Origin of the sequence: Haladaptatus salinisoli, assembly GCF_020614375.1 — an archaeon.
GTDB classification, from domain to species: Archaea; Halobacteriota; Halobacteria; order Halobacteriales; family Haladaptataceae; genus Haladaptatus; species Haladaptatus salinisoli.
Genome location: NZ_CP085330.1, coordinates 155,874 through 178,330, shown reverse-complemented (window position 1 = coordinate 178,330; position 22,457 = coordinate 155,874). Strand labels below are relative to the sequence as shown.

Annotated in this window: 25 protein-coding genes; 13 read left to right on the top strand and 12 right to left on the bottom strand. The window is 67.3% G+C overall.

The window, feature by feature from the left end; translation table 11 throughout:
- Window positions 1–33: 33 nt before the first annotated feature.
- Complete coding sequence (locus LIX00_RS21390) at window positions 34–1,227, bottom strand: MFS transporter (RefSeq protein ID WP_227357065.1); 1,194 nt, start codon at window positions 1,225–1,227, stop codon at window positions 34–36.
- Window positions 1,228–1,458: 231 nt separating this feature from the next.
- Between LIX00_RS21390 and LIX00_RS21385 the strand changes: the two genes are divergently transcribed.
- The 3 genes from LIX00_RS21385 (at window position 1,459) to LIX00_RS21375 (ending at window position 3,709) form a co-directional block, all read left to right on the top strand.
- Window positions 1,459–2,361 (top strand): winged helix-turn-helix domain-containing protein, encoded by a 903-nt coding sequence (locus LIX00_RS21385; RefSeq protein ID WP_227357064.1) that lies wholly within the window; start codon window positions 1,459–1,461, stop codon window positions 2,359–2,361.
- A 331-nt stretch (window positions 2,362–2,692) separates the two neighbouring features.
- Window positions 2,693–3,250, top strand: coding sequence for a thioredoxin family protein (locus tag LIX00_RS21380; RefSeq protein ID WP_227357063.1), 558 nt, complete (start codon window positions 2,693–2,695; stop codon window positions 3,248–3,250).
- Window positions 3,251–3,310: 60 nt separating this feature from the next.
- Entirely contained in the window at window positions 3,311–3,709 is a 399-nt protein-coding gene (locus LIX00_RS21375; protein WP_227357062.1) for a DoxX family protein, read from the top strand.
- Window positions 3,710–3,742: 33 nt separating this feature from the next.
- Here the strand turns inward: LIX00_RS21375 and LIX00_RS21370 are convergent, their stop codons facing one another.
- Window positions 3,743–3,973: a glycine zipper 2TM domain-containing protein gene (locus tag LIX00_RS21370; protein ID WP_227357061.1), complete on the bottom strand. Its 231-nt coding sequence runs from the start codon at window positions 3,971–3,973 to the stop codon at window positions 3,743–3,745.
- A 29-nt stretch (window positions 3,974–4,002) separates the two neighbouring features.
- On the opposite strand from LIX00_RS21370, the gene LIX00_RS21365 reads away from it, so the two are divergent.
- The 4 genes from LIX00_RS21365 (at window position 4,003) to LIX00_RS21350 (ending at window position 7,977) form a co-directional block, all read left to right on the top strand.
- Complete coding sequence (locus LIX00_RS21365; RefSeq protein WP_227357060.1) at window positions 4,003–4,323, top strand: hypothetical protein; 321 nt, start codon at window positions 4,003–4,005, stop codon at window positions 4,321–4,323.
- A gap of 123 nt (window positions 4,324–4,446) precedes the next feature.
- Window positions 4,447–5,811: an oxidoreductase gene (locus LIX00_RS21360; RefSeq protein WP_227357059.1), complete on the top strand. Its 1,365-nt coding sequence runs from the start codon at window positions 4,447–4,449 to the stop codon at window positions 5,809–5,811.
- A 33-nt stretch (window positions 5,812–5,844) separates the two neighbouring features.
- Complete coding sequence (locus tag LIX00_RS21355) at window positions 5,845–7,689, top strand: DEAD/DEAH box helicase (RefSeq protein WP_227357058.1); 1,845 nt, start codon at window positions 5,845–5,847, stop codon at window positions 7,687–7,689.
- Window positions 7,690–7,749: 60 nt separating this feature from the next.
- Complete coding sequence (locus LIX00_RS21350) at window positions 7,750–7,977, top strand: CDGSH iron-sulfur domain-containing protein (protein WP_227357057.1); 228 nt, start codon at window positions 7,750–7,752, stop codon at window positions 7,975–7,977.
- Between the two features lie 420 nt (window positions 7,978–8,397).
- On the opposite strand, the gene LIX00_RS21345 is transcribed toward LIX00_RS21350, so the two are convergent.
- From LIX00_RS21345 to LIX00_RS21320, 6 genes are all read right to left on the bottom strand, one after another.
- Window positions 8,398–9,627 carry a threonine synthase gene (locus LIX00_RS21345; protein ID WP_227357056.1) on the bottom strand — a complete coding sequence of 410 codons (1,230 nt, stop codon included), beginning with the start codon at window positions 9,625–9,627 and terminating at the stop codon, window positions 8,398–8,400.
- Window positions 9,624–10,385, bottom strand: a complete 762-nt coding sequence (locus tag LIX00_RS21340; RefSeq protein ID WP_227357055.1) for an HpcH/HpaI aldolase family protein — start codon at window positions 10,383–10,385, stop codon at window positions 9,624–9,626. The genes LIX00_RS21345 and LIX00_RS21340 overlap by 4 nt, the downstream gene beginning before the upstream one ends.
- A 71-nt stretch (window positions 10,386–10,456) precedes the next feature.
- Entirely contained in the window at window positions 10,457–10,738 is a 282-nt protein-coding gene (locus LIX00_RS21335; RefSeq protein ID WP_227357054.1) for a hypothetical protein, read from the bottom strand.
- Between the two features lie 54 nt (window positions 10,739–10,792).
- The gene (locus LIX00_RS21330; protein WP_227357053.1) at window positions 10,793–12,928 is read right to left on the bottom strand and encodes an LUD domain-containing protein; all 2,136 of its coding nucleotides are present in this window, start codon (window positions 12,926–12,928) and stop codon (window positions 10,793–10,795) included.
- Window positions 12,925–13,428, bottom strand: a complete 504-nt coding sequence (locus LIX00_RS21325) for a LutC/YkgG family protein (RefSeq protein ID WP_227357052.1) — start codon at window positions 13,426–13,428, stop codon at window positions 12,925–12,927. The genes LIX00_RS21330 and LIX00_RS21325 overlap by 4 nt, the downstream gene beginning before the upstream one ends.
- Before the next feature lie 31 nt (window positions 13,429–13,459).
- Window positions 13,460–16,435, bottom strand: coding sequence for an FAD-binding and (Fe-S)-binding domain-containing protein (locus LIX00_RS21320; protein WP_227357051.1), 2,976 nt, complete (start codon window positions 16,433–16,435; stop codon window positions 13,460–13,462).
- A 359-nt stretch (window positions 16,436–16,794) separates the two neighbouring features.
- Here LIX00_RS21320 and LIX00_RS21315 point away from each other — a divergent pair, with 359 nt between their 5' ends.
- The gene (locus tag LIX00_RS21315) at window positions 16,795–17,094 is read left to right on the top strand and encodes a PadR family transcriptional regulator (protein WP_227357050.1); all 300 of its coding nucleotides are present in this window, start codon (window positions 16,795–16,797) and stop codon (window positions 17,092–17,094) included.
- On the opposite strand, the gene LIX00_RS21310 is transcribed toward LIX00_RS21315, so the two are convergent.
- Entirely contained in the window at window positions 17,091–17,738 is a 648-nt protein-coding gene (locus LIX00_RS21310; protein WP_227357049.1) for a hypothetical protein, read from the bottom strand. The genes LIX00_RS21315 and LIX00_RS21310 overlap by 4 nt on opposite strands.
- A 50-nt stretch (window positions 17,739–17,788) precedes the next feature.
- Window positions 17,789–18,178, bottom strand: coding sequence for a hypothetical protein (locus LIX00_RS21305; RefSeq protein ID WP_227357048.1), 390 nt, complete (start codon window positions 18,176–18,178; stop codon window positions 17,789–17,791).
- 117 nt (window positions 18,179–18,295) lie between these two features.
- On the opposite strand from LIX00_RS21305, the gene LIX00_RS21300 reads away from it, so the two are divergent.
- The 4 genes from LIX00_RS21300 (at window position 18,296) to LIX00_RS21285 (ending at window position 20,549) form a co-directional block, all read left to right on the top strand.
- On the top strand, window positions 18,296–18,772 hold the full coding sequence (locus tag LIX00_RS21300; RefSeq protein WP_227357047.1) for a DUF456 family protein: 477 nt from the start codon (window positions 18,296–18,298) through the stop codon (window positions 18,770–18,772).
- A gap of 133 nt (window positions 18,773–18,905) precedes the next feature.
- Entirely contained in the window at window positions 18,906–19,364 is a 459-nt protein-coding gene (locus LIX00_RS21295; protein ID WP_227357046.1) for a cupredoxin domain-containing protein, read from the top strand.
- A gap of 83 nt (window positions 19,365–19,447) precedes the next feature.
- The gene (locus LIX00_RS21290; RefSeq protein ID WP_227357045.1) at window positions 19,448–19,984 is read left to right on the top strand and encodes a DUF192 domain-containing protein; all 537 of its coding nucleotides are present in this window, start codon (window positions 19,448–19,450) and stop codon (window positions 19,982–19,984) included.
- A 79-nt stretch (window positions 19,985–20,063) separates the two neighbouring features.
- Window positions 20,064–20,549, top strand: a complete 486-nt coding sequence (locus LIX00_RS21285; RefSeq protein ID WP_227357044.1) for a GNAT family N-acetyltransferase — start codon at window positions 20,064–20,066, stop codon at window positions 20,547–20,549.
- Between the two features lie 97 nt (window positions 20,550–20,646).
- Here the strand turns inward: LIX00_RS21285 and LIX00_RS21280 are convergent, their stop codons facing one another.
- On the bottom strand, window positions 20,647–21,018 hold the full coding sequence (locus LIX00_RS21280; protein ID WP_227357043.1) for a hypothetical protein: 372 nt from the start codon (window positions 21,016–21,018) through the stop codon (window positions 20,647–20,649).
- Between the two features lie 133 nt (window positions 21,019–21,151).
- On the opposite strand from LIX00_RS21280, the gene LIX00_RS21275 reads away from it, so the two are divergent.
- A complete protein-coding gene (locus LIX00_RS21275) occupies window positions 21,152–21,745 on the top strand; it encodes an HdeD family acid-resistance protein (RefSeq protein ID WP_227357042.1) in 594 nt (197 codons plus the stop codon).
- Here LIX00_RS21275 and LIX00_RS21270 read toward each other — a convergent pair.
- Window positions 21,742–22,308, bottom strand: coding sequence for a HalX domain-containing protein (locus tag LIX00_RS21270; protein WP_227357041.1), 567 nt, complete (start codon window positions 22,306–22,308; stop codon window positions 21,742–21,744). The genes LIX00_RS21275 and LIX00_RS21270 overlap by 4 nt on opposite strands.
- Window positions 22,309–22,457 lie beyond the last annotated feature (149 nt).

Sequence of the window (22,457 nt, the reverse complement as noted above, 5' to 3'; positions counted from 1 at the left end):
ACCGACCGTCGGCCACCGCGCTCCGCCCCTCGTTCATCGGACTTCTCCGGCCGCCACCTTCGAACGTTCCCCGAACGGGTTCGCCATCGTCCGAACGCAGAAGACGGCCCCGACCGCGATACAGGCGAACCCCGCGAGCGCGGAGAGCGGCGTCGTGGCGTTCGCCACCGCACCCCCCGCGGTTCGGGCGAGGAGGAAGATGACCGCGTGGACCATGGACACGCCGCTGAGCGTCGTCGCCCGACCGTGCGAGGCGACGCGGTCGTTGAGAAACGCGCTCCCGAGCGTATCGGTGACGCTGTTCGTCCCTCGGGAGAGGAAGAACGCCGGCAGCGCCACGACGGGAGTCGCGCTGGCGGCCAACAGAACGCCCGCGAGCACCGTCGGACCGAGCGTAAACCACCGGTCGATTCCGACCCGGCGAGCGACCGGCGCGGCGACCGCCGAACCGACAGCGGCGGCCAGCATGAGACCCGCGTACAGCAAGCCGAGGGAGGAGGGATCGAATCCTATCGAAAGGGCGATCGGTTGAACGAACACGTCGACCGTCTCCGGAACCGCGAGGATGACCCCCGAAAGGAGCACGAACGACCGAACGCGTCGGTTCGAAACGACCGCCCGAAGCGCGCGCCGCGCTTCGGCGACCGAGAAACCCTCGTTCGAGTGCGCGGCTTCGGGTTCCGGTAGCGAGAGCACGACGAACGCGCCGGCGAGCGTCAGCGTTCCGGCCGCGAGGAACGGCAGGGCGGCCCAGCGCTCGTAGAGCAGACCCCCGACGAGGGCGGACGCCGCCGCCGAAGCGTAAAACGCGGCGGTCGCGCGACCGCGGACGCGAGCGTACGAATCGGTCGCGCCGTGGTCGACGAGCGTATCGTAGAGCCACGCGTCGACGCTGCCCGAGCGAAACGTCGCGGCGACGCCCCAGAAGCCCCAGAGGACGACGAACGCCGACAACGAATCGGCGAACGCGAAGCCGAAGTGCGTGACGGAGACGAGCACCGAACCGACGACGAGGCCGTTTCTTCGTCCGATTCGGTCGCCGACGTACCCCGTCGGAACCTCTCCGAGGAGGGTTCCGGCGAAGAACGTCCCCGCGGCGAGTCCGACGCCCGCGAGGTCGAGTCCCTGCGCGAGCGCGTGAACCGTGATGATGGGGAATACGAACCCCTCGGAGGTGAGTCCGCGATACCCGTAAAACCGATGGCGTAGGGAACGGAGACGCGTCATCTCACACCCGAGCACGCCGATACGGCTCGCTCTCCGATACGTCGCATCGAGACGATTCTTTCCGATTCATGGATGTCGAATCGCGAACACGAAGTTCGCGGTCGAACACGAGTTCCGGGAGTTAATAACGGTTCGTAGAACATCCGTTCAGTTGTATTGTCGACAGTTTCCGGCGTCGTTCTCGAAGCCGATACGATACCTTTTGTTCGGGTCGTCGCGTCCCCGCTCAGGATGGACGAAACGACGCCCGAACCGACCGACGAGCGCCTTCGGACCGCCTTTCAACTCCTCGCGAGCGAAACCAGGCTCGAGATTCTCCACGCTCTCTGGAACGCGCCGGAGTGGACGGCGACGTTTTCGGAGTTGAAAGAGGCCGTCGGGATGCGCGACAGCGGCCAGTTTCAGTATCACCTGAACGAACTGACCGGAACGTTCGTCCGCCGAACCGAGGACGGGTACGCCCACCTCGCCGGGGGAATCGCCCTCTACAGAGCGATGCTCGGAAGCGTCGCGGGGCCGGAGACCGTCGACTCGATTCCGCTCGGCGACGTCTGTCCCGCGTGCGACGAAGAACTCGAACTGGCGTACGAGAATCAGGTGTTCTACGCGCGCTGTTCCGCGTGCGGCGAGACGGTGTTGAGTTCGCCGTTTCCCCCGGCGGGACTCGAAAATCGAACGGACGAGGGGCGGCTTCGGGCGTTCGACCGATGGACGCGGCGGCTGATAGGACTCCTCGGCGACGGCGTCTGTCCGTGGTGTGCGAGCACGGTAACCCACGAACTATCGACCGATTCGACCGACGGTTCTCCGCGCTCCGTTCGCATCACCCACGCGTGCGACCGCTGCGGGGGGTTCCTTCGAACGACCGCGGGCGAGAACGTCGTCGACCATCCCGCCGTCGTTGCGTTCTTCTACGAACGAGGCGTCGATATCACCGAGATACCGCACTGGGAACTCGATTTTTGCACGTCCGACGAGGGCGTGGAACTGGTCTCGGAGGACCCGCTGGAGGTGCTGTTGACCGTCGAGGAGTCGGGAGACACCGTGACGATATCGCTCGACGAGGAGATGCGCGCCCGCGAAATCGACCGGTCGTCGTTCGGAGCGCGTAGCGACGGTTCACGGGACCCGTAGCACGGGACTAGAAGACCGGTTCGAGCGCCCGATCGCTACGGACCGAAAACACCGGTCCGAGAGGGCATTCGCGGCGGTTCCCGAAAAGCTATCCGAAGAGATATCCGAAAAGCTATCTGGAGAGATTTCTGTCCGGTTCTACCGACGAAACCCTCCGAACTCTGCATCGGTCGAGTTTCGGAAGAGAGGCTGTGGAGCCGACGGTTCGCGGCGAAGGCGACCCGAAGCGAATCGTCTCGAGGGACCGAGACTCGACTTGGGGCGGAACACGACCGGGAGCGACCGCGGGGTCGGGACAACGTATTTTTACGCTCGGGGGGAACTTTCTGGTATGGTTATGAAAGAGTCCGAGGCGGAGATCGGGCGCGACGACCCGGTGCCGAACTTCGAACTTCGAGGCACGGACGAGGAGACGTACACGCTCGCCGATTTCGCCGAGTACGACGCGGTGCTGCTCGTGTTCACCTGCAACCACTGTCCCTACGCGCAGGCCAAGTTCGACCTGCTGAACGACGTGGCGGCGGAGTACGACGACGTCGCCGTGGTCGGCGTCAACCCGAACGACGCCGAGGAGTACCCCGACGACTCGTTCGAGACGATGCGGGAGTGGGTCGAGGAGGGTCGCATCCGGTACGACGCCTACCTCCGCGACGAGACGCAGGAAGTGGCGGAGGCGTACGGCGCGGTGTGTACGCCCGACCCCTTCCTCCTGCGAAACGAGGGTGACGCGTTCACCCTCGCGTACCACGGGCGACTGGACGACGCGCTCAATCCGGACGACGAACCCACCGAGTTCTACGTCCGCGACGCCATCGATTCGGTGCTGGCGGGCGAGGACGTGGACCTGGAGTTCATGCCCTCGCGAGGCTGTTCTATCAAGTGGAAGTGAGGCGGTAAATCGGACCGGTTGTGAGCCTCCTTTACGCGAGCGCGGACAACCGGCATCCGCATGTCCGAGACGAACGACGAAGTATCAGACACGACCGCCTTCAGGATAGCTCGACTGCTCTACGGCGGCGTGCTCATTCTGACGGGAATCTCCGGGTTCAGAAACGTCGACGCCCAGAGCGGGTACGCCGAGTCGAAGGGGATACCGAAGCCGGAACTCTCCGTCGTCGCGTCGCACTGGCTGTTGTTGGTCGGCGGCGTCGGTATCAGCCTGTGGCGCTATCCCGCGCTCGCGGCCAGTTCCGTCGTGGCCTTCTTCGTCGGCGTCACGCCGACGATTCACGACTTCTGGAGCCACGAGGGCCAGCAGCGACAGAACGAGCGAAACCACTTCCTCAAGAACGCCGCGCTCGCTGGTGCGGCCCTCGCGTTCCTCGGAATCGGGGAGCGAAAGAAGTAGGGTTTCGTCAACCGCGGCGGTCCGCTCCGGATTCTATCTGCGGACCCGTTCGATTCGTACTTGCCCGCGTTCTTTCGCTTGCTCGAAACGGGAGCGGGCGGTCGCCCGTTTCTCGCCGATCGTCGCGCCGACGAGCGCACCGACGGCACCGCCGGTGCTCGCGGCGTCTCGGCTGATCAATCCACCCACGGCACCGCCTATCGCCGCGCCGATGGCGGCGTGACGGGCACGGCTCAACGCGCGTTGGAAGCGAACGGAGCGCATACAGGGTAACTCGACTTCGAGACGGATAAATGCACTCGCAGCGCTCGGCGTTCGATACGCGCGAAACACCGTTGGCGGCGGAGCACGCGAGAGTCACCTTGATGCGGTCTCGCCCCGAAGACGGGAGCGTGGTGTGTGCGTCGACGGCGTTCCCGACGAAAGGGCGGTCCGGTCGAGCGCTGCTGTTCACCGCCTACCTGCTGCTGACGCTGGGTATCGCCGTCGCGGTCACCGTTCCCTTCGACGTCGCCGGCGACGCGTTCGTCGTCGCGCTGGTCGACGTCGCCGCCCTCCTCTTCGTTCCCTTCCGGTGGCTGTACGGCGCGGTGGCCGGAATCGCTCGCGAGTGAGACGAAGGTCGGGGAGCACCGCAGGGGCGCGACCGTCGGCGACGAATCGGCGGCGCGAGGATTCTCTATCGTATCGTACTATCACGAACCTTTACGCCCGAACGCGCCGAACGTGTATCCGTAGTGCCCGCACTCGAAGACCCGCTCGACGTCGGGGGTGTCGAACTTCGAAATCGGCTCTATCGCGCGCCGCTTCTCGAATGCGCCGGAAACGGCTCCGACGCGGTGGACACGCTGATTCGAGAGCTCGAACCCGCCGCGGAGGCGGGGGCGGGGTTGATATGCCAGGGTGCGACCGTCGTCCGCGAGGAAGGCGGCTGCGCCGCGCCCGGGATGACCCGCGTCAGCGACCCCGCGTTCGTCGCGCGGTTGGAGCGATTGACCGACGCCGTCCACGACCACGGGAGTCGAATCTTCCTGCAACTCGAACACGGCGGCCTGCGGAGCATGGAGACGTGGCACGCGGGCTACCGCGCCGAACACCCTCACCTGACGCAACTCGCCGTCTCGCGCCCGCCGCGCGCGCTTCGCGCGCTCGACCGCGTGGGCTTTCTCGACTACGACCCGCGCGTCCTCGACACCGAGGAGGTGTACGACCTCGCCGCCGATTTCGGGCGCAGCGCCGAGTACGCCGTGGCGGCGGGGTACGACGGAATCCACATCGCCGGGGCGAACGCGGGCATCGTCCAGCAGTTCCTGTCGCCGTTCTACAACCGACGGGACGACGAGTTCGGGGGCTCGTTCGCCGCGCGAACCCGGTTCCTCGAACTCGTCCTCGAGGAGATACGGAGCCGAGCGGGACGGGACGTGCCGGTCGTGACGAAGGTGCCCGCCGAGACGGCCGCGCCGCCGTTCGTCCGGCGGCGCATCTCGCTCGCGGACGGCGTGCGAACCTGCGAGCGACTCGCCGAAGCGGGGTTCGACGCCCTCGTCCCGGTGCAGGTGTCGGTGTTCTGGGACGCGAGCATCGTCCGTGGCGAGTTTCCCGACCGCGCGTGGCGCGACGACCGATTCCGCGCGGGCTACGCCGACGCGTTCGGGAGTCGGGCGCGAACCGGTTTGGTCGCCCTGCTCAACTGGATACAGTCCAAGGCGTACGACTTCGAACCGGCGTGGAACCGTCAGTACACCCGGCGGGTCGCGGAGCGCGTCTCGGTGCCGGTGCTCGCGGAGGGCGGCGTTCGAACCCGGAGTCAAATCGACCGCCTGCTGTCCGCCGGCGATTGCGACGCGGTGGGGATGGGACGGCCGTTCTACGCCGAACCGCGGCTTCCGGCCCGAATCCTCGGCGGGGGAGCCGAAACCCGCGAAACCGCCGTCGTCTGCGAGAACTGCAACAACTGCACCGTCCCGCAGGCGGCCGGCGCGCGCGGCGTGTGCCGAACCCCGAGCGTCCTCGAAGAGCGCGGGGCGCTCCGCGATGCGGGCGCCTACGACCGAGCGGAGGCGTCCGGCCGAGCGGAACCGGAGGACCGTGAGGAGTCGTAACGGGTATTCGGCGGGAGCCCCAACCACCCGACAGTGACCGACGAGGACTACGAGATTTCGGACTTCTACGACGCCGTCGAGGAGATCGGGCGACCGGTGCTCACCGCCGAGGAGGTGGCGCGCGCCCTCGACTGCTCGCACGAGGCGGCGAATCGCGCGCTGGAGCGCCTGGCCGACGAGCGCGAGGTGGCCCGTCTCGACGTGGAGCGCGACCCGGTCGTCTGGTTCCCGACAGAGTGGGAGAAGTTGGCCGACCGCGAGCGAATCGTCGTCTTCCCGAAGCGCCGCGAGATAATCGCCGACCAGCCTCGGCAGTTCACCCGCGCGCAGCTATCGCAGTTCGCGCACCTCACCGACACGACGCGGACCGGGGGGTACTCCTACGAGATCCGACAGGAGGACGTCTGGTCCGCCCCCTACGACTCGCTCGACGAACTGATGCGGACGGTTCGGCAGGTGCTCCCGGAGCAGTCGCCGGACCTGGAGGCGTTCGTCGAACAGCAGTGGAAGCGCGCCAGACAGTTCCGCCTCTACACCCACGAGGACGGCTACGTCGTCCTGCAGGCCGCGAGCGACGACCTGATGGGGAACGTCGCGCGACAGAAACTGGACGAGAGCCACCTGCGCGCCGCCATCGCCGACGACGAGAGCTGGGTCGCCGAGGAGAAGGTCGCCGAGGTCAAGCGAATCCTCTACGAGGCGGGTTACCCCGTGCGGGACGAGCGCGACCTCGACGCCGGCGACGAACTCCCCGTCGAACTCCGCCTCGACCTGCGCGACTACCAGCGCGAGTGGGTCGAGGAGTTCGTCGACGCGAAATCGGGCGTCCTCGTCGGCCCGCCGGGAAGCGGGAAGACCGTCGCCGCGATGGGCGTCCTCGAAGCCGTCTCCGGGGAGACGCTGATACTCGTGCCGAGCCGAGAACTCGCGGGGCAGTGGCGCGACGAACTGCTCGCGCACACCGACCTCTCCCGAGAACAGGTCGGCGAGTACCACGGCGGCGAGAAGAACGTGCGACCGGTGACCGTCGCAACCTACCAGACCGCAGGGATGGACAGACACCGCCAGTTGTTCGACCAGCGGCGCTGGGGGCTCATCGTCTACGACGAGTGCCAGCACATTCCGAGTCGGGTCTTCCGCCGGAGCGCGGACCTCCAGACGAAACACCGACTCGGACTGTCGGCGACGCCGGTCCGGGAGGACGACAGGGAGAAGGACATCTTCACGCTCGTCGGCCCGCCCATCGGGACGGACTGGGACGCCCTGTTCGAGGCCGGTTTCGTCGCCGAACCCGAAGTCGAGATTCGGTACGTCGGCTGGGACGACGAGGCGTATCACGGCGAGTACGCCAGCGCCACCCAGCACGGTAAGCGCCAGATAGCGGCGTCGAACCCAGCGAAGGTGGACGAGATTCGCTACCTGCTGGCCGAACACCCGACCGCGAAGGCGCTGGTGTTCGTGGAGTTCCTGGAGCAGGGGAACGACATCGCCGAAGCGCTGGACGTCCCCTTCGTCAGCGGGCAGATGCGCCACGCCGAGCGCGAGCGTCACCTGCAGGCGTTCCGCGACGGCCGCCTCGACACCCTCGTCGTCTCCCGCGTCGGCGACGAGGGAATCGACCTGCCGGACGCCGAGTTAGCCATCGTCGCGTCAGGTCTCGGCGGTTCCCGGCGGCAGGGGGCGCAGCGCGCCGGGCGAACCATGCGACCCGCCGGCCGCGCGAGAATGTACGTGCTCGCCACGCGCGGCACCCGCGAGGAGGAGTTCGCCCGCCGGCAGTTGCGCCACCTCGCCTCGAAAGGAATCAGGGTTCAGGAGGCGGTCGCGGACGAAACGGTCGCGGACGACGTTTCGGAAGACGCGGTCGCCGAGGACTGAGCGCCCGCGACCCGGTCGGCGTCCGGCGAGTTTGAAGTACCGAGGGATACAATCCGGACCATGGCCCGCGAAGTCCGGCACGCCGCGACCGGTCCGCTGAAACTCGACGAGGAGGATTTCGACGACGAGAAAGGGAACGTCGCGCTCTGCCTGTGCGGTCTCTCGGACGACTACCCCTTCTGCGACGGAACGCACCGCGCGACGAGGGACGAGGAGGAGGGGGTCGTCTACCGATACGAGGACGGCGAGCGCCGCGTCGTCGATGAGATTCGCTACGCCGACGAGTAGCGACGTCGCAGCCGACGCCGACCGAACCGGCAACAATCGCTAACTGCGTTCGCGCCGTGCTAGCGGTATGCAACCCGGGGGAGCGACGCTGACGCTGCTGGTCGTGGCGGCCGTGGGGGCGGCCGCGGGGGTCGGGTTCGGTTCCGCGCTCGCGGCGACGAACCAACCCGACGTCGTCTCGCCGACGGCCGACGTCGACTACACCTGTCGAAACGTGACCGTGTCGGTCGAGCCGAAATGGGTTAGTTACAGCCTCGTCGTCACCTACCGCGACACCGCGACGGGCGACGAGGGGAAGGCGCTGGTCGGGCCGATGAACGGGACGGTGACCGAGCCGTACGGCCCCGAGTTCGTGTTCACGAGCGTCGAGGTGGTGAGCAACGGCGCGAGCATCGAGACCGGCTACCTCCCGGCGCGCTGCTATCCGGACGACCCGGGGACGAGCGACCGAACCAGCCTCGAGAGGTCCTCCATCCGAGCCTCTCGCGGAGTCGCGGACGCGTCGGACCGCTCGCGGAAGCCGGTGCCGGTCGCGACCGCGACGACGTGATCGTCGGGCGCGATTTCGCCGCGCTCCGAGAGACGACGAATTCCGGCCAGCGTCGTCGCCGAGGCCGGTTCGACGCTGAGACCCGCCCGGCGGGCGAATCGCCGCTTCGCGTCGAGGATGGCGTCGTCCGACACCGAGAGGGCGGCCCCGCCCGTCTCGCGAACCGCCGCCAGCGCGCGATTACCGCTCGGCGGGTCGGCGTTGGCGATGGAGTACGCCACCGTCTCGCCCCCGTCGACCGGCGTCACCTCCTTCGCGCCGGAGCGGTACGCCCGCGCGATGGGGTCGCAGGCCGCCGCCTGCACGAGGTAGAAGCGCGGGACGGTGTCGAGTAAGTCGGCCTCGCGGAGTTCGCGCAGTCCTTTCCAGGTTGCGCTCGCGTGCCCGCCGCTGCTGACGGGGGCGACGATGGCGTCGGGAGCGTCGCGCCCGTCGGTCTCCTCGGAGTCGGCGCGCGACGAACGCCGCGAGGGGCGGGAGTCAGCGAACGCCTCGCAGACCTCCAACGCCGTCGTCTTCTGGCCCGCGACTCGGTCGGGGGTGTCGGAGTTGACGAACCGGACGCCCCGTAGTTCGAAGCTCTCGTCGTAGAGTCGGCCGTAATCACCCTCGACCCGCACGATTTCGGGGTCGTACCGCGCGATGTGGGCGGGTCGCTCTTGGGGGATGTCGTCGGGGACGAGGACGAGGCAGTCCAGCCCTGCGCCGGCCGCGGTGGCGGCCGTGCTCATCGCCATGTTCCCGTGCGAGACGGTGCCGACCCAGTCGTCGCCCGCTTCGAGGGCGCGGGCGACGCCGACCGCGCTCCCCCGGTCTTTGAAACTGCCCGTCGGATTCCGCCCCTCGTCTTTGACCCAGAGCGCGCACCCGGCGTACTCGTCGAGACGCGGCGCGCGGAAAAGCGGCGTCCCGCCCGCCGCCGACCCGACGCCCGGCGGCGGCCCCGCGGGAAGCAGGTCGGCGTAGCGCCACATCCCCCGCTGGCGAGAGTCCGGCCACGAGAAATCGCCGGCGTCGACCGCTGTCCAGAGCGGTTCGCCGCACTCGCAGCGCGCGCCCGCCGCCGCTTCGCGGCCGCACCGATAGCAAACCAGCGTCATCGCGTGGCCTCCTCGTACGCTCGCTTCGCCCGAGTCGCGCCGTCGATGACGTACCCGACGTCGACGCCGACCACCTGGAAGTCGAATCCCGCGTCCGCCCACCGCGCCACGTCGTCGGGGTCGAACGCGATGGTTCCGACGGGCGTGTCGGTCTCTCGTCCCGCGTCCAAGACAGCGGAAATCTCGGTGTCCAACGAGTCGGTCTCGCCGAACCGGCCGACCGACGCCGAGAGGTCCGCCGGGCCGACGAACAGGGCGTCGATACCGTCCACGGCGGCGATAGCGGCCGCGTTCTCCACTCCTTCCGCGGTCTCGATCTGCGCGACGACGAGGAGTTCGTCGTTCGCCCGCTCGAAGTAGTCGGCCAGTCCGAGTCCGTACGTCGAGGCCCGAGCGCCGGCGACGCCTCGAATCCCGTCCGGCGGATACCGCGTCGCTTCGACCACTCCGCGGGCCTGTTCGACCGTCTCCACCATCGGAACGATAACACCGGAAACGCCGGTGTCGAGGACGCGCTTGATTCGGGCCGGGTCGTCGTCCGGTACGCGGGCGACGGGTTCCGTCTCGCCGCCCGCGGCGTCCACCGCGCGGGCGAGGTTCTCGACCGTCTCCATCGACATCGAGGTGTGTTCCGCGTCGATGACGGCGAAGTCGAAGCCGAGTTCGGCGCTCAACTCCGCGACCGTCGGGTGGCCGACGGAGAGCCACGTCCCGACGACGGACTCGCCGGCGCGCACCGCTCGTCTCAGTTCGCTCATACGCCGTCGAACGCGCGGGAGGGAAAAATAGCCACCCGGTGCGATTCGGTCGACCCGTCGTTTCTCCTCGGTCAGTCGGCACCCGTCACGCTGTAGATGACGAACAGGTAGCCGACCGTCGAGACGCCGTAGTTCACGGTCAACAGCACTCGGCTGTTCTCGAAGTTGTAGAGAAACGCGCTGAAGGTGGTGGCGATGGCGGCCGCGACGAGAATCGAGAACCCGACCGAGAGGACGAGCATCGACCGACGGGAGGTCTGGAGGTACGCCCGCATCGCCAGTCCCACCATGGTGAGACCGGTCGCCGCGAGGACGACGCTGAGTACGATATAGGTGATTTCGATAGGTTGCATCTGATCTGTCGGCCCCGATATCCGTCAACTACAATTCAGTCATCGGATTTAAAATTATTCCATGCAGCGGTTCAGGAGCTCCACCGGATGACGCGGCGATTCGACGGGGAGCGCGTCGAGTTGCTCCGAACATGACGCGCCGCTCGCCAGCACGATTTCGTCGGCTATCTCTTCGGCCAGCGACTCGCCGACGGCGACGCTCAACTCGTAGTAGTCGGCTTTGTAGCCGAAACTCCCCGCCATGCCGCAGCACTCCGCCTCGGTCGTCGCCACGTCGTAGCCCAGCCGTTCGAGCACGGCGACGGTGTAGGGTTCGAGGCCGAGCGTTCGCGCTTGACAGTGGGCGTGGTAGGTGACCCGTCGCTCGCCGTCCGGCGGCGAGAAGATCCCCGCGTTCGCGCCGTTTTCCAACAGGCCGTAGACGTACTCCAGCAGTTCGTAGCTGTTCTCGCGGAGGGGGTCGGGGTCGGCGAGGAGGTGGTCGTAGTCGCGCCGGAGCATGGCGAGGTCGCTGGGTTCGACGACGACCACGTCCCGCCCCGCGTCGAGGTGCGGGGAGAGCGCGTCCGCGAGGTCGCGGGCGTGCCCCCGCGCCGTCTCGACCATCCCCTGCGAGAGCGGTGCGCGCCCCGTCGGCGGCAACTCGGGAACGCGCACCGCGACGCCGAGCGATTCGAGCACCCGCACCGCGGCTTTCCCGCGTTCGACGTGGATGTAGTTCGTGGAGGGGTCGGGGTAGAGGACGGCCTCGCGCTCCGCCACGTCCGCGGGAAGCGGATCGCGCCCGGCGAACCAGTCGACCAGCGTCTCGCGTCGAAATCGGGGCAGTTCGCGGCGGGGGTCGACGTCGAACGCCCGCGCCAGCAGTCGACGCCCCGGCGTCGAGTCCGCGACCCAGTTCGAGAGCGGCGCGAACCGACTGCCGAGTCTGGCGAGCGTCGAGAAGTTGCCGAACAGTCGCTTCTGGCGGTCGGGGCCGGAGGGTTCGTCGTCCGGCGTGAGACCGCGGTAGACGAAGTCCAGTCCGTCGTCCCCCTCGCGGTTGATGCGGTCGCGGACGGCGGCGTTCAGCCACGGGATGTCGATCTTCACCGGGCAGGCGTTCACGCAGCGCGAACAACCGGTGCAGAGGTCGTTGAACTCGGCGGCGCTGTCGAGTCCGTGGACGCCCGCCTCCCACCCGGTCGCGATGCCGCCGGTGTAGGTCTCGCCGCCGAAGGCGTGACCGCCGACGTGCTGGAAGTTTGCACAGGAGTTGGCGCACGCGCCGCAGCGGACGCAGTACAGCGTCTCGCGGAGCACGTCGTCCTCGCGCATCGCCGTCCGGCCGTTGTCCAGCAGGACGAGGTGGAAGTCCCGGTCGTCGCCCGAGAACGTCGGCGTCTCGACCGGCGGCGTCAGAAACGAGACGTAGGAGGTGATGTCCTGACCCGTCGCGGAGCGCCCGATGAGTTCGACGAACGGTTGGAGGTCGGCGACCGTCGGAACGAGTTTCTCGACCCCGGCGACCGCGACGTGGGTGTCGGGTACCGAGGCGGTCTTTCGCGCGTTGCCCTCGCTCGTGACGAGCGCGAGCGTCCCCGTCTCTGCCGCGACGAAGTTCGCGCCCGTCAATCCCACGTCGGCCTCGCGGATTCGCTCGCCGAGGTAGTCGCTGGCGAACCGGGTCAAGTCCCCTGCGGTTTCGAGCGGTTCGTCCGCGTCGAACTGCTCCTCGAACAGGCGGGCGATGTCCTCGCGCGAGCGGTGGATGGCGGGCGCGACGAGGTGGGAGGGGGCCTCGTCGGCCACTTGGAGGACGAACTCGCCGAGGTCGGTCTCGTACACGTCGACTCCGGCGGCTTCGAGGCGGTCGTTCACCGCTATCTCCTCGCCGGTCATCGTCTTGCTCTTGACCAGCACCTCGGCGTCGTCGGCGACGTCGGCGACGTACCGGTTCGCGTCGTCCGCGTCCTCGGCGAGGTACACCGTCCCGCCGTTTGCTTCGACGGACTCGCGCACCCGCTCGACGAGTTCCGGGAGGCGTTCGATGGCGTCCTCCTTTATCTCCCGCGCCCGGTCTTTCAGCGCCTCGTACTCCTCGAGGTCGGCGACCGACTCGTACCGCCCCTCGTTGAACGTCCGGGTGTTGGTCTCGACGCTCCCGCCCTCGGTCGCGAGCAGTTCGCGGATGGCGTCGGCTCGGCTCATCGGTCGGAGAGGAGGAGGACGTGGACTTCTTTCGGGCCGTGGACGCCGCGGACGAGCGCGCCCATGTCGGCGGTCGCGCTCGGCCCGGTGGCGAACACGGCGCTCCCGCCCGACGCCGCGGCGTCGGCGAGGCGGTCGAACGCGGCGGTCATGCCGGGCACCACGTCGCTCTCGGCGACCACGGCGACGTGGCGGTCGGGATGGAGGCTGGCGCTGTCCTCGCCCGCGTCGGTCGGTTGGACGACGACCGTTCCGTAGTCCGCGACGGCGAAGGTCGCGGGCGTGATTCCCGTCCGCGCCCGCTCCAACTCGTCCAGCGTCGGGTCGCGCGTGACGGACGCGGGGAGCGAGACGCCGTCGAAGGGAAGCGGCGTCCCGACCGCGGGTTCGACGACGCGCTCGCGGAGCGCGTCGTTCGCGTCCGCGCTCGTCGTCCGGACGAACTCGACGCCGAGTTCCCGGAGCGACTCTCGGAAGGCGGCGACGGTGTCGGCTGACATGGCCGAAGGTGGAGCGTTCTCCGATAAAAAGTTACGGTCGGTTCAGCGCTTCGGCGACCTTCTCGATGGGGTGGGGCGGACGGGTCTCGTACCCTTCGAGTTGCGTCCGGCAGGACGCGCCGGGCGCGACGACGCGCTCCGCGTCGCTCTCCTCGACCTTGTCGAACAGGATTCGACCGATGGCCTGCGAGAGGTCGTACTGCTCCGCGCGGTAGCCGAAGCTTCCCGCCATGCCGCAACAACCCGAATCGAGGGGGTCGACCTCGTAGCCCGCGCGCCGGAGGACGCCGACCGCGTGGTGGTCGCGGCGGAGGGCCTTCTGGTTGCAGTGACCGTGGTAGGCGAGCGACTCGTCCACCGAGTCGAACTCGATGTCGTCGTCCAGTCGCCTGCGGTCGACGAACTCGCAGACGCCGAAGGCGCTCGCCGCGACCTCCTCGACGGCCCCCGCCACCGGCGAGTCCGCGAGCAGGTCGCGGTACTCGTCCTGGAACATCACGGCGTCGGAGGGTTCCACGAACACCACCGACCAGCCGTCGGCGACGCGCGATTCGAGGGCGGCGACGTTCGCCTCGGCCTGCTCGCGCGCTCTATCGAGGAAACCCTCCGAGTACGCGGCCCGACCGCTCGGCGCGAGGTCGGTCGGAACCTCGACGTGGACGCCCGCGGCTTCGAGCACCCGGACGGCGGCCTTGCCGGGGGCGGGGTGGCTGTAGTTCGTGAAGGTGTCCGGGAAGAGGAGGACGCGCTCGGTTGCGACGTCCGCGGGAATTCGGGGGCCCCGCGCGTCGAACCAATCCGCGAGCGTCTCCCTGCGGAATCGGGGAACGTCGCGCTCGGGAGCGATGCCGAAGGCCTTCTCGGCGACGTAGTCCGCGCCCGGAAGCTTCGCGGCCCAGTTCGAGACGGGGGCGAGCGCGCTTCCCAGCGCCGAGACGCGGTCGATGTCGGCGAACAGGCGGTCGCGGAGGCTCGCGCCCTCCTTCCTGTGCTTGGCGTGTTTCACCTCGGCCTTGAGTTTGGCGAGGTCGACGCCGGTCGGGCAGTCGCGGGCGCAGCCCTTGCAGCCGAGACAGAGGTCCAACACCTCGTTCTGGAACCGGTCGGTGAACAGCTCCTCGGTCGGAATCTCGCCGCTGATGGCGGCCCGAAGGAGGTTCGCGCGCCCGCGCGTGGTCGCCATCTCGTCTTTCATCCCGCGGTAGGAGGGGCACATCGTCTCGCTCCCCGTCTGGCGGCAGGTGCCGCAGCCGTTGCAGAGTTCCACGAGGTGCGAGAAACCGCCCTCCTCGGAGAAGTCCTGCACGGTGGTCGGCTCGACGGAGGAGTACTCGGCGCCGTACCGGAGGTGCTCGCGCATGTCCGCGTCGTCCCGGAAGACGACCTTTCCGGGGTTCATCCGCCAGTCGGGGTCGAACGTCGTCTTGAGCTCTTTGAACGCGCTCCAGAGCTGCGGCCCGTACATCTTCGGGTTGAACTCGGTTCGGGCGAGTCCGTCGCCGTGTTCGCCCGAGAAGGAACCGTGGTGGTCGAGCACCAGCGAGGTCACGTCCTCGGCGATGGAGTGCATCGTCTCGATGCCGTCCTCCTCTTTCAGGTTCAGGATGGGGCGGATGTGGAGGGTGCCGCTCCCCGCGTGGGCGAAGTAGGCCGCCGTGGTGTCGTGGTCTTCGAGGACGCCCATGAACTCCCGGACGTACTCGGCGAGTTCCTCGGGCGGGACGGACGCGTCCTCGATGAAGGGGTACGGCTTCGGGTCGCCCTCCATGCTCATCAGGAGCGGGATGGCGGCCTTGCGGAGCTTCCAGAGTTTGGCCCGGTCCTCGTCCGAGTAGGCTTCGAGCACGTCGAACGCCTCGCCCGCGCCGACGAAGTGAGCGGTCGTCTCCGCGACGGCCCCCTCGAAATCGTCGTGGAGTTCGGAGTCGAACTCCAGCATCAGGGCGGCCTCCGCGCGCTCCGGAATCGGTTCGGCGTACTCCGCGAACTCGGTGGAGTTGCGGGCGAGTCGGAACACCTCGTCGTCCATCAACTCGACGGCGCTCACGTCGAACTCGAGCGCCTCGGGAACCGCCGACAGCGCCGAGACGAGGTCGTCGTAGCAGTAGAGCGCGAGCGCGGTCTCCTCGGGGCGGCTGACGAGGTCGATGGTCGCGCGGACGACCACGCCGAGCGTCCCCTCCGCCCCGACGAACAGCTTCGAGAGGTTGATGCACGTCTCGCCGTCGCGCTCGTAAACGACCTTGTGGAGGTTGTAGCCGCTGACGCTGCGCTTGAGCGTGGGATAACGGTCGGCGATCTCCTCGCGGTTGTCCTCGACCAACCCTCGGACGGCGCGGTACAGTTCGGCCTCGCGGTCGTCCTTGCCGACGAGTTCGTCCCACTCCTCGCTACCGATGACTACCTCGCGGGTGTGCACGAGCGACCCGTCCGCCAGCACCACGTCCAGTTCGGCGGTGTAGGCGTCGGTGATGCCGTACCGAACCGAGTGCGCCCCGGTGGAGTTGTTGCCGATGCCGCCGCCGACGGTCGCCCGGTTGGAGGAGGCCGGGTCGGGCGCGAACTTCAGGTCCCACCGTTCGAGGTGGGCGTCGAGGTCGTCCTGCACGACGCCGGGTTCGACCACCGCCCGGCGGTTCTCGGGGTCGACGTCCACGATGGCGTCCATGTGCCGCGTGAGGTCGAGGACGACGCAGCCCGGTCCGACCGCCTGTCCCGCGAGCGACGACCCGGCGCCGCGCGGGAGGACGGGAACGTCGTGGTCGGCCGCCACGCGAACCGCGGCCTGCACGTCCTCGGCGCGGGTCGGGAAGACGACCCCCGCCGGGCGAGCCTGATAGATGCTCCCGTCGGTGGCGTACAACACCTGCGTGTACTCGTCGAAGCGGACTTCTCCGTCGACCGCGGCGCGCAGGTCGTCGGCGAGGGCTGGGTTGGCATCGGGCGGCTCGTGGCCGAGCGAATCACGGTACGTCTCGAAGTCGAGGGACTCGTTCCCTGTCGCCATGTCAGAGAGAAACAGACATATCGGCTTAAATCCGATGTCGGATTCAAGTATCGCCGCACCGCGAATCGTGTCACGTTCCGCACCGTTTTCGAGGCGTCGGGCGCCCGTCGACGCTTCGAGTCTCGCGCCGCGACGGCGGAGAACGCCGCACCGACGTCGAGCGCCGGAGCGAGGACGTGACGAACCGTGAAGATAGTTCACGGTCTGGGGAGAGCCGTCTGGTGTCGTTTCGGAAACAGGTTGCTCGTCCAGAGGGGACGGAGAGGGAAAGAGATAAACCGCAAGCAAGCGGCGGGGAGAGCCCGATTTGGCCATCACTCTTTTGTCTGTTGCATGATTCTGTAGTCCTAGGGAGAACCATGCACGACCTGACTGGTTTCCAGCGGGACTTGCTGTACGTCATCGCTGGGTTAGACGAACCCCACGGACTCGCCATCAAAGAAGAGCTCGAAGCCTACTACGAGAAAGAGATTCACCACGGTCGACTCTACCCCAATCTCGACTCGCTGGTGGACAAAGGGTTGGTCGAGAAGGGCCAGCGCGACCGCCGGACGAACTACTACACGCTCACCCGCAGGGGGGCGCGGGAGATCGAAGCGCGCCGCGAGTGGGAAGAGCAGTACGTCGGCGAAGACCTCGCCCAGACGCAGGCCGTCTAAGGCGAGAGCGCCGCCCCGAGAACCGCAGCGTCGAGAGCTCTGACGTGTCCGAGGACCGGATTCGTTTCGCTCGTCACGTAGCCGTCGCCGGACGCTTCGAGCACCCCGAGATTCGTGAGCCGTTCGACGTGCATCCAAACCGTTTTTCGCGGGAGACCGACGAGTTCGTGGAGGTCGTCCTGCGTGAAGGGTTCGTCCGCGTCCGGGGAGAGCAGCGCATCTAGCATCAGCCGAACCGCCTCCGGGGTGGCGAGGTCGCTGAGGCCGTCCGACGCGCCGTGTTCGTCGGCGGCGCGTCGGAGTCGTTCGGCGGTGCGAGCCACGACGCTCTCCGGATTCGGGCGGTAGATTCCGTCCGCCTCTCGGAACGCGTCGAGCGAGACGAGGTCGTCCAGACTTCGTTCGACGCTCTCCGGGTCCCGGTCGAGTTCGTGCGCGAGTTCGTCGAGTTCCCACTCGCCGCCCGTCGCCGCGGCGAGCCGAACCAGTTCGCGGGTCGCGGCGTCGCGGGTCAGAAAGAGCCAGCCGGAGGGGTAGGCCTGTCGCGCCTCTCGAACGCCCTCTTCGTCCGCGAGCGCCCACATCTCGTCTCGGTTCAGGGCGGTGCGGAGGGTTCGGTCGCGGGTGTCTGCGTGGAGCGCCATTGCTCGTGTTCCGCACTAACGGTATTTAATATTGCACTTCTCGCGCGGCGTCAGGCGTCCGGCTTCGATTCGCACGAGACGCTCCACGAAACGTCCGACCGCGCCGCGAGTCGCCGGTAGAGAGCGCGGAGGGCGGACGAGCGAGTGTCGGGGAGAACGTGCAGCTCGACCGATCCGTAGCGGACGACGACCCGGAACGTCGTATCGCAGTCGTGGTCGCGAACGAGGTACATCGGGACGGGGAGGTCGAACCAGTCGCCGAAGGTGTACGGGTCGTCGTCCAGTATCTCCGTCACGAGGGAGACGAGACGCTCCTCGGAGCGGTCGAGACTGGGCGAGAGGCGGAAGATGGTCTCGCCCTCGTAACGGACGCCGCCCCGTCGCGGATACCGCCGACGCGGGCGGTGCGGAATCGAGAACGACGGTTCGCTGTCGGACATGACTGCCAATCCTGTTTCCGACGTATGCCGTCATCAGTTAAATAGTTCAGCCACGGGAGCGAACGAAGACGCTCCCGAATCCCGAGCGATTATCCGCGTCGGGTGCGACGTGTCCGTATGGACTGGCCCCTCCTCGTCGCCCTCGTCCTCCTGCTCGCCGGCGTCCTCGGGAGCGTCCTCCCGCTCCTCCCGGGCGTTCCCCTGTCGCTCGCCGGAGTGTACGGTTACTGGTGGGGGACGGACTTCGCGGAGCCGAGTCTCCTCTTCGTCGTCGGCGCGACGGTCGTGGGGGGCATCGCCATCGTCGGGGAGTACGCCGCGGGGGCGGTTTCGGCCCGCGCGGGGGGCGGGTCGCGCTGGACCGCCGCGGCCGCCGCGGTCGTCGGACTGCTGGCCCTGCTGGTCACCGGACCGCTCGGGATGTTCGTCGGCGTCGCGCTCGCCGCGTTCGCGGTCGAGTTCTATCGAACGCGGGACGCTCGGAGAGGTGCCCGAACCGCCGCTTACACCGCGGTCGGACTGCTCGCGTCCGCGATATTCCAGGTGGTCGTCGCGGCGTCGCTACTCGTCGGATTCCTCGTGGCGGTGCTTTAAGCGAGCGTTTCCGCCCGCGCTCGGCGACCCCGCACCCCTCTCGGGTGTGTTAAGTTGGGAATTCGAACCGGCGAACCGTCGAACGGTGCGCGAAGCCTTTACCGGAGACCGTGGTAGCCGACCGGGGGAAACGATGACAAACCGACACGGAGACTGCGACGGCGGAGCGACGCGACGGGCCGTACTGCGAGCCTTCGGCGGCGCGGGGGTCGCCGCGGGCGCGAGCGACGCGGCCGGCGCGCAGGAGACGACGCGGGGCATCTCCGTCGAAGGGACGCCGATAATCCTCGGCGGCGAGGTGAAACACTGGCTCGGTCTCGCACCGTCGCGGATTCACGGGGAGGAGAACCCCGCTTTGCGGCTCAGAGCCGGCCGAACGTACACGCTCGTCTGGATAAACGTCGACGGGAAAGAACACGAACTCATCGTCGAGGATTCGAACGGAAACGAACTCGTCGCCACCGAATCGGCGTCGACACCGGGCGCGACGCGACACGTGACGTTCACCGCACGGCGGGAGATGAATCAGTACTACTGCGAGTACCACCCGAAATCGATGCGGGGGAACGTGCGGCTCGGCGGAGAGTTCTAAACGACGGGACCGTAGCGAAAGCGACGCCGCGAACGCCGAGAAAACACCCCTATTTTTATCGATAGCTACCGTCGTTACCGGTCATGCGCGTGACCGCCGCCCTGCTGGTCGCCTGCCTCGCCGTGCTGGCCGGCTGCGCGGGGATGGGACTGGGGAACGACGGGGCGTTTCAGTCGGACGGACAGTCGACGCACACGACGACCGACACCGAGGAGAACGTCTCCGCGGCGTTCGTCACCGACGGAAACCGAACGTCGGTGACGCTCGAAGTGGCGAATTCGCCGGACGAACGGAGTCACGGACTGATGTACCGGCGGTCGCTCCCCCGCAACCACGGGATGCTGTTCGTCTTCGGGGAGGCGACGACGCAGTCGTTCTGGATGAAGAACACGCTCATTCCGCTCGACATCATCTTCGTCTCGGCGAACGGCACCGTCATCAACGTCGCGCACGCCGACCCGCAACCCGAGGCGAGCGACTCCCAACTCCGGAGTTACACGAGCGAGGCGCCCGCGAAGTACGTCGTCGAGATGCGACAGGGATTCGCCAACAGGACGGGCATCGAACCGGGAACGAAACTGGTGTTCGGGGGGTCGCGCCCGACCGTGGAAGCAAGCTGAACTTCCTTTCTGCAACCGCACTGGTGGTTCGGAACTGTTACCGTGTAACACGGCGAAGACGGGAACGGAGGAGAGAGCCATGGAAATTCGACCAGCGAGCGAGGGCGATTTCGGGGCGATTCGACGGGTCGCCCACCGCGCGTGGAACGAAGCCTACGACGATATCTTGGACGACGAGACCATCACGGAGACTGTGGCGTCGTGGTACTCGAACGAATCGCTAGCAGACGCCCTCGACAAACCCGGAACGGCCTTCCTCGTGGCGGTCGAGGACGAGGAACTCATCGGGTTCTGTCACGCCGTCTGCCACGAGGACGAGGGCGACGTGCTTCGCCTCTACGTCGACCCGGACGATTGGGGGGAGGGCGTCGGCACCGCGCTCCACGAGCGACTGCGGGATGATCTACAGGACTTCAACATGAAACGGATGCGAGCGATGGTGCTCGCGGACAACGAGATGGGCAACGAGTTCTACCTCGGACTCGGGTTCGAGAAGGACGACGAGGCGACGGTCGAGTTGGGCGGTCGCGAGTACGCCGAGAACGTCTACACGCTCGCGTTCTGAGGCGACCGCGGAACACAAAGCATTTATCCCATCCCCGACAATTCGGATCCACCTCGGGTAGGGGTACACGAGGTTTTCTTTCGAACTGCACCGACAGTTACCGCTCTCCCGACCACTCGTCCTCGAACAACCGGTACGCGCCGGCGAGATTGACGAGCAGTCGTCGCTCGGGCGCGCCCGCGGCGCGGGCCCGCGCCGTCGCGTGGACTCTCTGCGAGTACTGCACCGTCTCTTCCCCGACGTCGACGTGGTCGGGCCCGAACTCGCCTCGCGCGAACGAAGCGCGAATCGCGGCCCGCTGGAAGCGCTCCGTGAGTTCGAACAGTCGCCAGTAGTCCACGTCGTCGCGGCGCGCGTCCACGAGCGCGGAGAGCAATCGGCGTTCGTATCGCGATTCCGCCGTCCCGAACACTTCCTCGTCCTCCACTCCGAGCGCGGCCAGAATCTCGTCCGTGTCCTCGACAGCCATGTCCGAATTCTGCGAGGACCGATACTTTATTATTTCTGATACTCGGTTGGAGACGCACCTCGCCGGTCGGCGAACCGACGGGCGGCCCAATCGGTTTTGACGGTCGCCGTCGTCTCTCGGGACGGGTGGGAAAATGAGCACGGAAGTTAGAGACACGACCGTCCGGAGTACGGCGGACACGACGTGGAGAATGTTGCTGAGCGTCGGAGCCATCCTCGCGGTGCTCGGCGTCGCGGCCATCTTCTTCCCGTTCGTCACCGGCGTCGCGCTGTCGGTGCTGATCGGCGCGGCGCTGCTGATCGGAGCGGGACTGCACGCGGTTCACGCGTTCTCCGCGGGCGACTGGAAGGGCGTCCTCTGGCAGGTGCTCCTCGCGGTCGTCTACGCCGTCGCGGGGGTCTCGCTCGTCTTCGATCCGATACGCGGGTTGGCGACGCTGACGCTGCTGCTCATCGCGTACCTCGCGATCAACGGCGTCGTCGAACTCGTCATGGGGTTCGTCCTCCGTCCGGAGCGGAACTGGGCGTGGGTCGCCGTCAGCGGCGTCGTCTCGCTCGTCCTCGCCGGACTGCTCTGGGCCGGGTGGCCCGCCAGCGCGGGGTGGGCGCTCGGTCTCCTGTTCGGCGTCAGTCTCCTGACGAGCGGGCTCTCGATGGTCGGCCTCGCCATGGGCGGCCGCAGGGTGGCGAGCGAAACCGCGACAGAGAGCACGGAAGCGCGGGTTTAAGAGAGGTCCTGGAAGGCGCCGACGAAATCGTCGTGGTCGCGGAGGCTCGCTCGCGCGTCGTCCACCGTTTCTCGGAGGGTCTCGACTCGCACCGTCAGCTCTCGATACCCGTCGTTCTCGGCGAGTTCCTCCTCGTCTTTCTCGGCTTCGAGCACGGCTTTCTTCGACACGAGCGAGAAGTACTCCTGCATCCGGTCGTCGTACTCGACGCGAGTGAGCATCCCTTCGACGGTGGTGTAGAGGTCGTCTTTCGACACCGGTTTGACGAGGTAGTCGTCGAAGCCCATGTCGATGATGTCGAAATCCGGTTTGACGGCGGTGACCATCACCACGCGGGAGTGGAGTTCGCGGTTCCGGATTTGTTCGAGAACTTCGTCGCCGGAGAGACCGGGCATCCGGCGGTCGAGCAGCACGACGTCCACTTCGTCGTCCAGTTTTTCCAACGCCGAGTGGCCCTCGTACGCCCGCCGGACATCGTAGGAATCCTCTAGCCACGTCGCGTAGAGATCCGTTACGTCTTCCTCGTCGTCGACGACGAGAATCGTTGATTCGTCAGCAACCATAGTTGATTTCAAGTGTTCAGGTTTTTCCGATTGGAGCAGTTTGTTAATAAACCATTCGTTAAGGCATCTTTATATCTTGTGGTTGAAGAGTCAGACGGAGGTCGAATTCGGTACGCGGTTCGACCGGCGCTATTTTCCCTCGAAATACC

Bases quoted from the DNA above. Each gene is read 5' to 3' on its own strand.
- LIX00_RS21390 (WP_227357065.1), bottom strand. From the start codon at position 1,227: ATGACGCGTCTCCGTTCCCTACGCCATCGGTTTTACGGGTATCGCGGA.
- LIX00_RS21385 (WP_227357064.1), top strand. From the start codon at position 1,459: ATGGACGAAACGACGCCCGAACCGACCGACGAGCGCCTTCGGACCGCC.
- LIX00_RS21380 (WP_227357063.1), top strand. From the start codon at position 2,693: ATGGTTATGAAAGAGTCCGAGGCGGAGATCGGGCGCGACGACCCGGTG.
- LIX00_RS21375 (WP_227357062.1), top strand. From the start codon at position 3,311: ATGTCCGAGACGAACGACGAAGTATCAGACACGACCGCCTTCAGGATA.
- LIX00_RS21370 (WP_227357061.1), bottom strand. From the start codon at position 3,973: ATGCGCTCCGTTCGCTTCCAACGCGCGTTGAGCCGTGCCCGTCACGCC.
- LIX00_RS21365 (WP_227357060.1), top strand. From the start codon at position 4,003: ATGCACTCGCAGCGCTCGGCGTTCGATACGCGCGAAACACCGTTGGCG.
- LIX00_RS21350 (WP_227357057.1), top strand. From the start codon at position 7,750: ATGGCCCGCGAAGTCCGGCACGCCGCGACCGGTCCGCTGAAACTCGAC.
- LIX00_RS21345 (WP_227357056.1), bottom strand. From the start codon at position 9,627: ATGACGCTGGTTTGCTATCGGTGCGGCCGCGAAGCGGCGGCGGGCGCG.
- LIX00_RS21340 (WP_227357055.1), bottom strand. From the start codon at position 10,385: ATGAGCGAACTGAGACGAGCGGTGCGCGCCGGCGAGTCCGTCGTCGGG.
- LIX00_RS21335 (WP_227357054.1), bottom strand. From the start codon at position 10,738: ATGCAACCTATCGAAATCACCTATATCGTACTCAGCGTCGTCCTCGCG.
- LIX00_RS21330 (WP_227357053.1), bottom strand. From the start codon at position 12,928: ATGAGCCGAGCCGACGCCATCCGCGAACTGCTCGCGACCGAGGGCGGG.
- LIX00_RS21325 (WP_227357052.1), bottom strand. From the start codon at position 13,428: ATGTCAGCCGACACCGTCGCCGCCTTCCGAGAGTCGCTCCGGGAACTC.
- LIX00_RS21320 (WP_227357051.1), bottom strand. From the start codon at position 16,435: ATGGCGACAGGGAACGAGTCCCTCGACTTCGAGACGTACCGTGATTCG.
- LIX00_RS21315 (WP_227357050.1), top strand. From the start codon at position 16,795: ATGCACGACCTGACTGGTTTCCAGCGGGACTTGCTGTACGTCATCGCT.
- LIX00_RS21310 (WP_227357049.1), bottom strand. From the start codon at position 17,738: ATGGCGCTCCACGCAGACACCCGCGACCGAACCCTCCGCACCGCCCTG.
- LIX00_RS21305 (WP_227357048.1), bottom strand. From the start codon at position 18,178: ATGTCCGACAGCGAACCGTCGTTCTCGATTCCGCACCGCCCGCGTCGG.
- LIX00_RS21300 (WP_227357047.1), top strand. From the start codon at position 18,296: ATGGACTGGCCCCTCCTCGTCGCCCTCGTCCTCCTGCTCGCCGGCGTC.
- LIX00_RS21295 (WP_227357046.1), top strand. From the start codon at position 18,906: ATGACAAACCGACACGGAGACTGCGACGGCGGAGCGACGCGACGGGCC.
- LIX00_RS21290 (WP_227357045.1), top strand. From the start codon at position 19,448: ATGCGCGTGACCGCCGCCCTGCTGGTCGCCTGCCTCGCCGTGCTGGCC.
- LIX00_RS21285 (WP_227357044.1), top strand. From the start codon at position 20,064: ATGGAAATTCGACCAGCGAGCGAGGGCGATTTCGGGGCGATTCGACGG.
- LIX00_RS21280 (WP_227357043.1), bottom strand. From the start codon at position 21,018: ATGGCTGTCGAGGACACGGACGAGATTCTGGCCGCGCTCGGAGTGGAG.
- LIX00_RS21275 (WP_227357042.1), top strand. From the start codon at position 21,152: ATGAGCACGGAAGTTAGAGACACGACCGTCCGGAGTACGGCGGACACG.
- LIX00_RS21270 (WP_227357041.1), bottom strand. From the start codon at position 22,308: ATGGTTGCTGACGAATCAACGATTCTCGTCGTCGACGACGAGGAAGAC.